Consider the following 13848-nt stretch of genomic DNA (forward strand, 5'->3'; position numbering starts at 1 on the left):
CGTTTTAATTTGAAAAAATATAAAGTGACTATAAACTTATTAGTAGTAAAAATAAAAATGGTCTTAATTATTGAGTAATTAAGACCATTTTTTAATTACTTTTAAGTTAAATAAATAATACGATCAGCAATAATTTCTGTATAGTAAAAATCATTAGCTTTATTTGCAAATGTTTGAATTCTGAACATCTAGAATAAAGTAGACACAGAATTGTAACCTTTGTGTTAAAAATACTTTAAGGAAGGTGTTCATTTTTTTATGGCTAAATGACTATCAAAAGAAGAAAATTTAAAAATAATAAAAATAAGTAAAATTAAAACAATTGATAAAACCGCATTAGAGTATGGTATTGGTCGATCATCAATAAAAGAATGAATTAAAGCATATAAATTATTAGGTGAAAAAGGTTTAGAATATGGCAATGGAATTCGTGCTAAAAAAACCAAAAGAACAGGTCGACCCAAATCTTTAAATTTTAATGAAATGACAAAACAAGAATTAATTGAATATATTGAGGCAATGAACGATATAAAAAAGTATTTAGAAAAATCGACAAAAAAAGAAGAAATATTTTGTGATTTTCTCATTGAAGAAAAAATATCAGATTAGTTATTTATGTTGATTATTAAATGTTTCAAAATCAGGATATTATAAGTGAATTAAGAATGGAATGAATGAATTTAATAAATGAGATACATTTTTAGCTAATATAATTAAAAATATTTTTTATGAATTTCAAGAAATTTATGGTTATAAAATTAACTTGGGACTTTCCTAAAAACTGTGTTTTTTAAATAAATTTTAGTTGTAAAATCACTAAGTTACACAGATTGCTGGAAAGTCCCGCAAATTTCTAAATTCACAAAAAAAATCTTCAACAAATCAATATAAATTAAAACTAATGTAAACTGATCAATAGTAAATTAAAACATTAAAACATTATTTAGGAATGAAAATATAATTGATATTCAATTTAATTCATTCCTTTTTAAGTGTTGAAATTCAAATATAAAAGAAATATAATAACACTTTGGAGTGATGAAAGATGAAAAGAAAATTAAGTTACAAAAAAATGCTAGCAACAGTTGGTGTATTAACTGTTGTATTACTAATGTCTTTAAGTATTGCATCATGTGCAATAAAAGAAAAACAAAAAAATAATAATCAAAAAATAGTAAATGCAATTAATCAAACTAATTATTCACTTGATAATATTATAATTAATAGTACTATAGATGAATTAAAAACAAACATTAGTTCAGAATTTATTAAAAATTCATTAGATGAAATTAATCAAAAAAATTTTAATAATGATTTATTTTCATTAAATAAAATTATAAATGAAAAAAATGAAGAAATTAATAATAATGATTTTAAAAAAATAGGACTTATTAATGCAAAAATTAATTATAATTATGGAAAAATTAAAAATCAATTTGTTGAAAATCGGGACTTTCCTAAAAACTGTGTTTTTTAAATAAATTTTAGTTGTAAAATCACTAAGTTACACAGATTGCTGGAAAGTCCCAAAATTAATTATAATTATGATTCATTTAAAAATTTAACTACTAATCTAACAATTATCATAGGTGAAGGTCAAATTTCTAATAAATATGAATTAAATGATGGAAAAATAAATAAATTTCTTCAAATCTCAGATAGTATAATATTTGCTGCAAAAGAGAACGGAAATATTTGAGAGATTGATTTTACTAATAATACAAAAATCAATAAATATCAATTAAATGAAGAACGTATAAATAGTTTAATTAAAGCATCAAATGGTAAAGTATATGCTGGTACAATAACAAATACAGTTTGAGAAATTGATTTAGAAACTGAAACTGCAGAAAAGAAATTCACTGGATTTGGTGATAAGTATGATTCTAAAACTTTAATTGAAGGTTCAAAAGATAAGTTATATGTTGGTACTGGTATTGGTAATGTTTATGAATTAGATATTAATACTGGTAATACTAAAAAATATTGTTTTGACGATTGAGGTGATGTAAATGCCCTAGTTAAAATTACAGAAAATAAAATATACGCTGGCACTAGTGAAGGAAAATTATGAGAAATTGATTTAGAAACTAAAACCCATAAATTAAAATATGATTTTAAAAATAAAAGTAATATTATTTTTGATATTAAAGCACTATCTGATACTGAATTAATATTAGCAACAGAAGACAAAATTTATCAGTATGATTTAATCAAAAATGAAATAACAAAAAAAATTAATTTGAAAGATGGTAAAATTTTTTTTATCAATAGAAGATTTAAATAAAAAAATATATGCTACCACTGATAATAATAATGTTTATGAACTTGATTCAAGCTTTAGTCAAGTAAAAAACAAATATGAATTAAATGCTTCAGTATATTTATCATTAATAGTTGATAAAAAACTATTTGCTGGAACAATTACAAATGTATGAGAATTAGATATTGAATAATTTTTATACAGTAAATAAAAAACATATATTTAAAAAGGTGCGTAACAAATATTACGCGCCTTTTTTTCATTTTATTTTTTTAGATTTATATCACTTATTATAACTTAATATATGATTTTTTTTGTTTTTTTCTTAATACTAATAATAAAATAATACTCGTTAAAAAAATACCAATAACAGCACCAGCGATTGAAATAATAAAACGTATTAAAATTTGTTGAGGTGTTAAAAAGTATCCTGACAAATAAAATAATGATAAAACAAAAGCAAATGGAATACTATATGTAAATTGATCTAATTGATGTAATTTTAACTTATATGTAATAAAGTTTATAATAAAAGTAAATATGATTAAACATAAACTAGAAAGTACCATTATTCAAAAAGGTAATTTAAAAGTAAAAGTAAAATCAGTACTAGTAGTAAAAAAAAGAATAATTCCTGGAATTAATACTTGTATTATTAAATAGCCAACACTTATCAAAAACTTAGTTCTTGGAAATGTATTTTCACTATTATTTTCAAAATTAACTTCTTGGTTTTTATTTTTCATACTTATCCTCTTCTATAATATAATTCTTTACAATTTTAACATGCTTTTATCAATAATTAAATAAGATTTATATTTATTAAATAACACTTATTTTAATACAAAAATTTAAAATAAAAATAGTTTTCCACAATTTAATGAAATTAAAAATTACCTATCCTATAAATTAATTGATTTTTTTGATTTAGTTTTTGTTTTATTTTGTAAATGAACTTGTCAAGAAAAGTGGACAATAAAAGTAACCTTTTATTAAATTTTATAAAATAGCGTTTGTAAGTGTTAAATTTATAGGTATGAAGTAATTATTTGTTGGTTTGGAATGAGCTAATCGATATTCGATTGGACTCATTCCTTTTAATTTTATTTGAGGTCGATAATTATTATAAAAGTAAATATATTTAGGTAAGTTGTCTTGTATTCATTCAATAGTTCTATTTTTTCTTGGAATTTGATATAGAAATTCTGTTTTCATTGTTCCAAATCAAGTTTCAGTAGCACCATTATCACAGGAATTACCTCTTCTAAACATTGAAATTTTTATTTTTAATTCATCACATAAAATTTTATAAGAAGGATTTGTATAGTGAAATCCTTGATCTGATTGTAAAATTCATGAAGTAGGTTTTTGAGCATTAACTCAAGCTTGGATAATGTTTGGACAACAAATGTCATGTCTAAACTTGCACTTATTTTATAATCTAATATTTCATTATTATGAAAATCTTTAACAATTGATAAATAATATGTTTTACCATTAGTTAATAAATAAGTTATATCAGTACCTAATTTTTCATTTAAATTAGTAGTTGAAAAATCACGTTTTAATAAATTATCATATCTTAAACTTCCTGATTTAGTTCTATAATCAAATTTTTTTATGCGAACCTTAGCTTTTAAACTCATATTTTTCATATATCTATATACAATATGAAATTTTAATTTTAAATTATAAATTTTGTTAATTCATAAAGTTATCATTTTATAACCATAAATTTCTTGAAATTCATAAAAAATATTTTTAATTATATTAGCTAAAAATGTATCTCATTTATTAAATTCATTCATTCCATTCTTAATTCACTTATAATATCCTGATTTTGAAACATTTAATAATCAACATAAATAACTAATCTGATATTTTTTCTTCAATGAGAAAATCACAAAATATTTCTTCTTTTTTGTCGATTTTTCTAAATACTTTTTTATATCGTTCATTGCCTCAATATATTCAATTAATTCTTGTTTTGTCATTTCATTAAAATTTAAAGATTTGGGTCGACCTGTTCTTTTGATTTTTTTAGCACGAATTCCATTGCCATATTCTAAACCTTTTTCACCTAATAATTTATATGCTTTAATTCATTCTTTTATTGATGATGGACCAATACCATACTCTAATGCGGTTTTATCAATTGTTTTAATTTTACTTATTTTTATTATTTTTAACTTTTCTTCTTTTAATAGTCATTTAGCCATAAAAAAATGAACACCTTCCTTAAAATATTTTTAACACAAAGGTTACAATTCTGTGTCTACTTTATTCTAGATGTTCACACCACCACCAATAATAGTACCTCTAACAGCACCTTCACGAATCCCTTCATAAGGCCCCTTAATAAGTCCTTTAGTAGAGGCACAAATAATTTTTAATGTTTTTGCTGTTGTTGAATGCTTTGTTTTAAATTTTTTTCAGTATTTGTATTTTTTCTTAGTCATTTCTGGATGATAATTACTATCAACTAATATAAAATTAGTTTCATCTTTTTGTCTTTCATCTAAATCTGCAATTGCCTTTTCTACTTCTAATCAAGTCATTATTAACTTCTCCTTTTTTAAAAAAAATAAAAAAACTCATTTACTTTTGAATAAGTAATGAGTTTAAAACTTATATTAATTTTTAAAAAAATAATATAATATTTTCTATATTTAGTATAGAAAATTTAATTATTTTTATCAATATTACATAAATTTTTATACTATCTATATGTTTAAAATTTAGTAAACTATATCTATAATGACTAGACTTACCCCAAACTGCTTACTTTTTAATTTTCTTTCTTCTTAATATTGCTATAACTACTGGAATAGCAATAATAACTAATAAAAAAGTACTACCAATAATTATAATATTTCAATTATTAATTAAAGTTGTCGTTTTTAGTTTTATTTTTGGTAAGGCAAAAGGGTTATTTTTATTTTTTTCATCATGTTTAACATTAGCATATAAATGAGTAATTAAATCGTGCTCATAAAACAATAATCAATAACGTAATTGACCTGGATTTAGTACATCAATTGCACAATCTATATTAGTGGTTTCTTGTAAATACTGATTAAAATCAATACCAGATTGACTATTAGCAAAATTAGTAAAACCAGAAAACTTAGTTGATAAAGGATTAATATTATAAATATTTAAATATTGTCTTGAAGAACTATCAACTTTATCATTTACTATTCTTTGTAATAAATAAATAGTATGATCTTCAGATTGATATGTTTTTAATGGTTGATTTGAAATAGGTGTTACCTTTTCTTCTTGTGGAACAAGATTATCATCAACACGCTGATATATTCATTTATCTTCACTAACATTAGCAGTAATAACAGCTTCTGATTTAATTTGACTAAAAGCAATCATTTGTAAATTACTATTTTTTTCATCATTAATAAAATATTGATGAATTAATGAAGATTTATCTTCTTTTTCATTAATAACTTGAATGTTTGGCATAGAACTATTAATAGTAAGTGTTTCTTGTCTTAAAACAGTACTACCATCACTATCGTTTCATTTAACATTATATATAGTGGGCTTATTTTTACTATAATCTTGGTTTAAAATAGCATAGTCAAAAGTTTTATTACTATTAGTTTTAACATTTTTTTTCATTTCTCTGTTTTCATTATTAATAGAAATTTCTAATCCTGATTTTTTAAAAAGAGGATGCACATAAAAAACAAATATTTCATTACTAAAACTATCCTTAGTATTTGCAAATGGTCCAATTGGAAATATTTTAGCACGCGTTTCAAAATTAGATTTTTGAAAATTAGTACTTGGTTGTAAATTATATGGAACTTCCATTAAAGTATTAATGTTACTTGCTTCATATATTGTTGCAAAAAGTCCTGCATCAATACTTTCTTTAATTGTTTGATGATATTGTAAAATTAAATTATTACTTTTTTCATTAAAAGTATGACCAAAAGCACCTGCAGTAAGAAAACCTTGTGCATTTTTAAAATAACTACTATTATCATTAATAATACTTTTTAATTGACTATAACCTTGATCATTAATAATATCATTGGTTTCAATATTACTATGTGTTCAATCATTATTAATAATTTGATCATAACTATCAAAATTACCATTTAATGGTGTACTTTTAACATTATTATATAAATATTGTGAATCATTATTTCAAGATTTAATACTATTAACTAAGTTACGATTTGATGACTTAACAGTAATATGAAAGCCGCTAACTTTACTATTACTAGTTTGATGATTTTTATTATTAAAACTAATACTTAATACTGAGGTTACTAATAAACTGCTAGCACTAAGTAATAAAATTAATTTTTGTTTAAATTGTTTCATAATATTTCCTTATAAATTTAATATTTAAAAGTTATTAAATTACTATTATTTATTTTTATCTAGCAATTATGTAATTAGTATATCAATTCTTTTAAAAATATGATATATATTATTTACACGAAAAATATATATTTAAGATCTAAAATACCTACAAGATCTATCACAAATATTAATATTATATTAAGTTTCTTTAATTGAAAATACTTATCCCTAAGTCAATTAAATATAAAATTAGCAGTTACTACTTGAAACTGCTAATTTTATTTGTTAGTATATTAATATGATTAGCAATCAAGTAATTATAGTGCTAAAAAAAGGAGTGACATTATGCAATTAAATGAAATCCCTAACTATAGTAATGATCCTAAAATTCTTGATAAATTTGCTCGTAATCTAATTGTACAAGCTAAAACAGGAAAAATGGATCCTATTATTGGACGTGATGAAGATATTCGTAAAGTAGAAGAAATACTCTCACGAAAAACTAAAAACAACCCCGTCTTAATCGGTTTACCTGGTATTGGTAAGACTGCTATTATTGAAGGTTTAGCCCAACGTATTGTTCGTGGTGATGTTCCTAGTAACTTAAAAGATAAAATTATTTATGAACTAGATATGGGAGCACTAATTGCTGGCGCTAAATTCCAAGGTGAGTTTGAAGAACGATTAAAAGCGGTTATTAACCAAATTAAAAATTCTAATGGAAAAATTATTTTATTTATTGATGAACTACATTTAATTGTTGGTGCTGGTAGAACACAAGGTTCAATGGATGCTTCTAATTTACTAAAACCAATGTTAGCACGTGGTGAACTACGTTGTATTGGTGCCACAACACTTGACGAATATCGTCAATACATTGAAAAAGATGCAGCCCTTGAACGAAGATTTCGTAAGATGATTATTAAAGAACCAACAACAGAAGATACAACTGCTATCTTACGTGGTTTAAAAGAACGTTTTGAAGCTTATCATGGTGTAAAAATTCATGATAGTGCATTACGAGAAGCTGTTTATCTATCTAATAAATATATTAATGATCGTTACTTACCTGATAAAGCAATTGACTTAATTGATGAAGCTTGTGCTAGTATTAAAACTGAAATTGCTTCGATTCCTAGTGATTTAGATGATATAAGAAGAAAAGTCTTACAATTAAAAATTGAACAAGCAGCCTTAAGCAAAGAAAAAGATGAAACCTCGCAAACAAGACTAATTGAAGTCGATAAACAATTAAAAACTAAAAAAAATACTTTACAACAATTAGAAGATAAATGAATCAAAGAAAAGTCAGCATTAGACCATATTACTAGTTTAAAAAATAAATTAGAAAATGCTAAATCAGAATTAGAATTGTATCAATTATCAGGTAATTTTACAAAAGCTGGTGAACTACAATATGGTATTATTCCCAACTTAGAAAAAGAACTTAAAGATAGTGAAAATATAAAAAAAGATAATCCTTTACTACGCGAAGATGTTACTAGTGAAGATATTGCAAAAGTTGTTGCAAAATGAACTGGCATTCCTGTTACTCGTTTATTAGCAACCGAAAAAGAAAAATTATTAAAATTACCCTTAACTTTAAATACGAAAATTAAAGGTCAAAGTAATGCCCTACAGTTGGTAAGTGATGCTTTAATTAGAGCTCGTGCTGGCATTAAAGATCCCAATCGCCCAATTGGTTCATTTATTTTTTTGGGTCCAACCGGTGTTGGAAAAACTGAAGTTGCTAGAACCTTAGCTGATATTTTATTTGATAGTGAAAAAAATATGGTTCGTATTGATATGTCAGAATTTATGGAAAAACACGCAGTTAGCAAATTACTAGGTTCACCTCCTGGCTATGTTGGTTATGAAAACGGTGGACAATTAACCGAAAAAGTAAGAAGAAATCCTTATAGTATCATTCTTTTTGATGAAATCGAAAAAGCCCATCCTGAAGTATTAAATATTTTATTACAAATTCTTGATGAAGGTAGAATTACAGACAGTCATGGTCTCTTAATTGACTTTAAAAACACAATAATTATTATGACTTCAAATCTTGGTTCACAAGAACTATTAAGTGGTAAAGATAACAGCAAAGAGCAAGCATTAAATATCTTAAAAAAATCATTTCGACCAGAATTTATTAATCGAATTGATGAAATTGTTATCTTCAATCCATTAAGTAAAAAAGTAATAACAGAAATTATTATTAAAGAATTAGATACTTTATTATTGCGATTAAGACAAGAAAAAAATTTACAATTATCTTATGAATCAGAAGTAGTTAATAAAATACTAAAAGATGCTTATGATGAAGAATATGGCGCACGACCGATTAAACGCTATATTCAACACTATATTGAAACTATTATCGCACAAGCTATTATTAAAGAAGAACTAATACCCCACAAACGAATGGTAATTACTATCAATAAAGACAATATGTTTATTCTCAGTAAAAAAATAAAATTCAATTAAGTCTTGATATTATTACACTCTCAGTTATAATTATATAAGTATTGGCATTCAATGTTAATGAATGCTAAAAAAGGTGGTGAACAATGTTAAGTAACAGACAATCACAAATTTTAAAAATCATTGTTGAAAAATATATTAAAACAGGATTACCAATTGGTAGCAAAACTATTTTAGAAAATAATAACAATATTAATTTTTCTAGTGCTACTATTCGTAATGAATGTGTTGAATTAGAAACATTAGGATTATTAGAAAAAGCACATAGCTCTAGTGGTCGTATTCCTTCAACAAAAGGTTATCGCTATTATGTTGATAATTTAATGAATATGGCTGAACATCAAGAACTAGAAATCTTGAAGAAAAAAATAGCAGAAGTATTTAATAACCGTAACTTAGTAATTACCGAAGTATTAAATAAAACTAGTAGTATTTTAAGTGAAATGACTAATTTGATTAGTATTGTTACTGGTCCTAATATTAATGAAGATACTTTAAAAAAAATTGAATTAATACCGATTAGTAATGATAATGCTTTAACAATTTGTATTACTAGTAATGGTCATGTTCAAAACAAAATTTTTAATATTCAAGAAACATCATTAACCGATTTATCAATTGCCATTGATATTTTTAACACCAGATTAATTGGTACTAAAATTAGTGAAATTAGTGAGAAAGTAAATTTATTAAAACCAATCCTTGAACAACAAGTACAAAAATCAGAATATATTATTCAAGGATTTGTTAACACTTTAATTAATTTCTCACGACCACTATCAACAACACACGGTGTTCAATATATGTTAGAAAATCCTGAATTTAATGATATTAATAAGGTTAAAACAATTATTAAATTCATTGAATCACAATCACCATGAATGTATTTTGATGAATTAAATAATAATCAACTACAAATTAAAATTGGTGAAGAACTGGGTAATGAAAATAACGATATGGCAATGATTACTACTACTTTTAAAGTTCATGATGGTGAACAAGGACAAATTGCAATTGTTGGACCTAAACGTTTAGAATATGAAAAACTAACTGAAATTCTAAATTGGATTAATCAAACATTGATTAAAAACTTTAAATAGAAATGAGATGATAAAATGACAAAAGCTAAAAAAGATAACATTGATAACGTATCAGCAACAGAAACTAAAGATACAACTATTTCAACTCCTGTTACTGAAACACCAGTAAGTGTCGAAGAAGAAAAAATATCATTAAATAAAGAAATCGAATTAGAAACAAAAATTAAAGAATTAACAACAGAACTTAATAAAATTAATTCACAACAAAAGCAATTAATGCTAGCTACTAGATTAAATACCATTAAAGAATTAGAAATTCAAAATAAAGAACACATTAAATATGCTAACCAAAAAATTATTAAAGATTTAGTTCATACTTTATTAAATTTCCAACGAGCACTAAACTTTAAAACTGATAATGCAGCTGTTCAAAATTTCCTAGTTGGTTTTAAATTTATCTATGAAGAATTAATTAAAGCACTTGGTAAAGAAGGTTTAAAAGAAATTACTGCTAAAGTTGGAGATCAATTTAATTCTCACCAACATGAGGCAGTAGAAATTATTAATGATAATACAAACAATGCTTATCAAAATGTAAAAAATAATACTATTGTTGAAGTTATAGCTAATGGTTATGAATTGCATAATCGTGTCATTAGCACTACTAAAGTTAAAGTTTTTCAAATTAAAGAAGAAAAAACAGAAACAAAGAAAAATTAAGGAGTGAAAATATTATGTCTACAAATAAAACAACAAATAAAGAAATCATTTTAGGAATCGATCTAGGAACAACTAATTCATGTGTTGCCGTAATGGAAGGTGATAAGCCAAAAGTTATTGAAAATGCCGAAGGTGGAAGAACAACACCATCAGTTGTTGCTTACAAAGATGGTCAAATTATGGTTGGTGAAGTTGCTAAACGTCAAGCTATTACTGATCCAGATAATACTGTTAGTTCAATTAAAAGAATTATGGGAACTAAAGAAACAGTTAAAGTCGCTAATAAAACACGTAAACCAGAAGAAGTATCTGCAGAAATTTTACGCACTATTAAAACTTTTGCTGAATCAAAATTAGGTAAAAAAATATCAAAAGCAGTTATTACTGTTCCTGCTTACTTTAACAATGAACAACGTGAAGCTACTAAAAATGCAGGAATTATTGCAGGATTAAAAGTAGAAAGAATTATTAACGAACCAACTGCTGCTGCCATCGCTTATGGTTTAGACAAACAAGATAAAGATCACAAAATTTTAGTATTTGACTTAGGTGGTGGAACATTTGACGTTTCAGTTCTAGAATTAGCGGGTGGAACATTTGAAGTATTATCAACTAGTGGTGATAACAAACTTGGTGGTGACGACTTTGATGCCTTAATTGTTGAACATTTAGTTAGTGAATTCAAAAAAAGTAATGGTGTTGACTTATCAAAAGATAAAATGGCAATGCAACGTTTAAAAGATGCTGCTGAAAAAGCAAAAAAAGACTTATCAGGAGTAGTACAAGCTGATATTTCATTACCATTTATTTCAATGAATGCCTCAGGTCCATTACATTTAAATGAAAAATTAACACGTGCCAAATTTAATGAACTAACAAAATCACTAGTTGAAAGAACTATTGCTCCTGTTCGTGATGCCTTAAAAGAAGCTAAATTAAGCAAAAATGAAATTGATGAAGTTATTTTAGTTGGTGGTTCAACAAGAATCCCAGCTGTGCAAGAAGTTATTAAAAACGAAATTGGTAAAGAACCACATCGTGGTGTTAACCCTGATGAAGTAGTAGCTTTGGGTGCTGCTATTCAAGCAGGAGTATTATCGGGTGATGTTACTGACGTTTTACTATTAGATGTAACTCCTTTATCATTAGGTATTGAAACTTTAGGAGGAGTAATGACGCCATTAATCTCTCGTAATACTACTGTTCCTACTAAAAAGTCACAAGTTTTTTCAACTGCTGAAGACAATCAACCCGCTGTTGATATTAGTGTTTTACAAGGAGAACGTCCACTAGCTAAAGATAATCATTCATTGGGTCGTTTCCAATTAAGTGGTATCGAACCAGCACCAAGAGGTGTTCCACAAATTGAAGTTACTTTTGATATCGATGTTAATGGTATTGTATCTGTTAGTGCTAAAGATCTAAAAACTAATAAAGAACAAAAAATTACTATTAGCAATAGTGGTACTTTAAGTAAAGACGAAATTGAAAAAATGGTACAAGATGCTGAAAAGAATCGTGAAAACGATGAAAAACATAAAGAAGAAATTGAATTATCTAATCAAGCACAAGCCTATATTTATGATATTGATAAAATGACTGCTGAAGTTACTAAATCAGCAAAAGAAGGCGAAGCAGAAAATCCACAAATTGCTGAAATGAAAAAACTACGTGATGACTTACAAAAATCACTAGATGAAAAAAAATATGATGATTTAAAAGAAAAACTAGAACAATTAAAACAAGCATTTGCTGCTGCACAACAATTTATGAACCAACAAAAACAAGAACCAACAGATCATATTAAAAAAGATGATAATAAAAGTGATGATGTTATTGATGTTGACGCAACAACTAAATAAAATAATTAGAGGTGGACAAAATGGCAAGTAAAAAACGTGATTATTATGAAATTCTAGGAGTTTCACGTAATGCTACTCCAGATGAAATTAAGAAAGCGTTTCGTACGCTTGCAAAAAAATATCATCCCGATTCACCAAGTGGTGGTGATGAAGCTCGATTTAAAGAAATAAGTGAAGCTTATCAAGTTTTATCTGATACTAATGAAAGAGCAAAATATGATCAATTTGGTCATGATATGCCCGGAGTTGGTAGTTCTTCTGGTTTCGGTGACTTTAGTTCGGCATTTGGTGACTTATTTGGTGACTTATTTGGTGGTAATAGAAGACAACAACAACGCTATAATGGTAAAACACCAGGTGATAATATCCTAACAAAAGTTGAAATTAGTTATCGTGATGTATTCTTTGGCAAAAAAATGACCATTAGTATTAACATTGATGTTGCTTGTAAGGATTGTAAAGAAACTGGTGCTAAAACTCCTAATGATATTAGTACATGTGATAAATGTAAAGGTAAAGGAGTTCTTGAATATGTTCAACAATCACCATTAGGTATGTTTAGACATCAAGGTGTTTGCAACCAATGTCAAGGACTTGGTAAAATTATTCGTCAAAAATGTTTAAAATGCAAAGGACATCGCTATTATATTGAAAATCAAAAATTAGAATTTGATATTCCTCGCAGTATTTTTGATGGTCAACAAATTAGAATTAAAGGTAAAGGTAAAATTGGTCATAATGGTGGCACTCAAGGCGATTTATTTGTTGGTATTAATATTAAGCGACACGCTTTCTTAGATCGTCAAGGTAGTGATATGTATATTAAATTACCAGTATCTTACTTAGATATTATTTTGGGAAATATTATTATGATTCCTACCTTTGAAGGAATAATTAAACATAAATTATCATTAGGACTACAATACGGTGACAAAATTACTTTAAAAAATCAGGGATTCTATTACCCTAATAGTAGTAAACGTGGTGACTTACATGTTATTCTTGATATACATATGCCTAATAAAGTCACTAAAACAGAGCAAGAAAAATTATGAAATATTAATAACGAAACTAAATTTAATCCAAATGAAGATTTTGTTAATAGTGCAATAAAAAGAATTTAATAAATTAATATATAAAAAATAAG

The 13848-nt window shown here is 25.4% G+C and carries 15 protein-coding genes; 10 read left to right on the forward strand and 5 right to left on the reverse strand.

The genetic code is table 4. The annotated features are described in order from the left end of the window. Window positions 1-258 precede the first annotated feature (258 nt). The 5 genes from ACQH20_RS01485 to ACQH20_RS01505 all read left to right on the forward strand — a co-directional run bounded on the left by ACQH20_RS01485 (window position 259) and on the right by ACQH20_RS01505 (window position 2456). Entirely contained in the window at window positions 259-609 is a 351-nt protein-coding gene (locus ACQH20_RS01485; protein ID WP_425377255.1) for a hypothetical protein, read from the forward strand. Then, on the forward strand, window positions 575-778 hold the full coding sequence (locus tag ACQH20_RS01490) for a hypothetical protein (RefSeq protein ID WP_425377256.1): 204 nt from the start codon (window positions 575-577) through the stop codon (window positions 776-778). Before ACQH20_RS01485 ends, ACQH20_RS01490 begins: the two co-directional genes overlap by 35 nt. Window positions 779-1045: 267 nt before the next feature. Continuing rightward, complete coding sequence (locus ACQH20_RS01495; protein WP_425377257.1) at window positions 1046-1477, forward strand: hypothetical protein; 432 nt, start codon at window positions 1046-1048, stop codon at window positions 1475-1477. A gap of 36 nt (window positions 1478-1513) precedes the next feature. Next, window positions 1514-2287, forward strand: a complete 774-nt coding sequence (locus ACQH20_RS01500; protein WP_425377258.1) for a hypothetical protein — start codon at window positions 1514-1516, stop codon at window positions 2285-2287. Then, a complete protein-coding gene (locus tag ACQH20_RS01505; RefSeq protein ID WP_425377259.1) occupies window positions 2250-2456 on the forward strand; it encodes a hypothetical protein in 207 nt (68 codons plus the stop codon). The genes ACQH20_RS01500 and ACQH20_RS01505 overlap by 38 nt, the downstream gene beginning before the upstream one ends. 97 nt (window positions 2457-2553) lie before the next feature. Here the strand turns inward: ACQH20_RS01505 and ACQH20_RS01510 are convergent, their stop codons facing one another. The 5 genes from ACQH20_RS01510 to ACQH20_RS01530 form a co-directional block, all read right to left on the reverse strand. Further along, the gene (locus ACQH20_RS01510) at window positions 2554-3009 is read right to left on the reverse strand and encodes a DxFTY motif-containing membrane protein (RefSeq protein ID WP_425377260.1); all 456 of its coding nucleotides are present in this window, start codon (window positions 3007-3009) and stop codon (window positions 2554-2556) included. Window positions 3010-3262: 253 nt separating this feature from the next. Continuing rightward, window positions 3263-3535 carry an IS3 family transposase gene (locus ACQH20_RS01515; protein WP_425377261.1) on the reverse strand — a complete coding sequence of 91 codons (273 nt, stop codon included), beginning with the start codon at window positions 3533-3535 and terminating at the stop codon, window positions 3263-3265. A gap of 14 nt (window positions 3536-3549) precedes the next feature. Continuing rightward, window positions 3550-4482, reverse strand: coding sequence for an IS3 family transposase (locus tag ACQH20_RS01520; protein ID WP_425377262.1), 933 nt, complete (start codon window positions 4480-4482; stop codon window positions 3550-3552). 66 nt (window positions 4483-4548) lie between these two features. After that, window positions 4549-4821, reverse strand: coding sequence for a hypothetical protein (locus ACQH20_RS01525; protein WP_425377263.1), 273 nt, complete (start codon window positions 4819-4821; stop codon window positions 4549-4551). Window positions 4822-5044: 223 nt separating this feature from the next. Continuing rightward, window positions 5045-6613, reverse strand: coding sequence for a hypothetical protein (locus tag ACQH20_RS01530; RefSeq protein WP_425377264.1), 1569 nt, complete (start codon window positions 6611-6613; stop codon window positions 5045-5047). A 327-nt stretch (window positions 6614-6940) separates the two neighbouring features. On the opposite strand from ACQH20_RS01530, the gene ACQH20_RS01535 reads away from it, so the two are divergent. The 5 genes from ACQH20_RS01535 to ACQH20_RS01555 all read left to right on the forward strand — a co-directional run bounded on the left by ACQH20_RS01535 (window position 6941) and on the right by ACQH20_RS01555 (window position 13825). Further along, on the forward strand, window positions 6941-9082 hold the full coding sequence (locus ACQH20_RS01535; protein ID WP_425377265.1) for an ATP-dependent Clp protease ATP-binding subunit: 2142 nt from the start codon (window positions 6941-6943) through the stop codon (window positions 9080-9082). An 83-nt stretch (window positions 9083-9165) separates the two neighbouring features. Next, window positions 9166-10179 carry a heat-inducible transcriptional repressor HrcA gene (hrcA, locus tag ACQH20_RS01540; protein ID WP_425377266.1) on the forward strand — a complete coding sequence of 338 codons (1014 nt, stop codon included), beginning with the start codon at window positions 9166-9168 and terminating at the stop codon, window positions 10177-10179. Window positions 10180-10194: 15 nt separating this feature from the next. Then, the gene (locus ACQH20_RS01545; RefSeq protein WP_425377267.1) at window positions 10195-10839 is read left to right on the forward strand and encodes a nucleotide exchange factor GrpE; all 645 of its coding nucleotides are present in this window, start codon (window positions 10195-10197) and stop codon (window positions 10837-10839) included. A gap of 14 nt (window positions 10840-10853) precedes the next feature. Further along, a complete protein-coding gene (dnaK, locus tag ACQH20_RS01550) occupies window positions 10854-12701 on the forward strand; it encodes a molecular chaperone DnaK (protein WP_425377268.1) in 1848 nt (615 codons plus the stop codon). Window positions 12702-12721: 20 nt separating this feature from the next. Next, a complete protein-coding gene (locus ACQH20_RS01555) occupies window positions 12722-13825 on the forward strand; it encodes a DnaJ C-terminal domain-containing protein (protein WP_425377269.1) in 1104 nt (367 codons plus the stop codon). Window positions 13826-13848: the final 23 nt, after the last annotated feature.

Origin of the sequence: Spiroplasma endosymbiont of Aleiodes alternator (genome assembly GCF_964031135.1) — a bacterium.
Classification (GTDB): domain Bacteria; phylum Bacillota_I; class Bacilli_A; order Mycoplasmatales; family VBWQ01; genus Spiroplasma_E.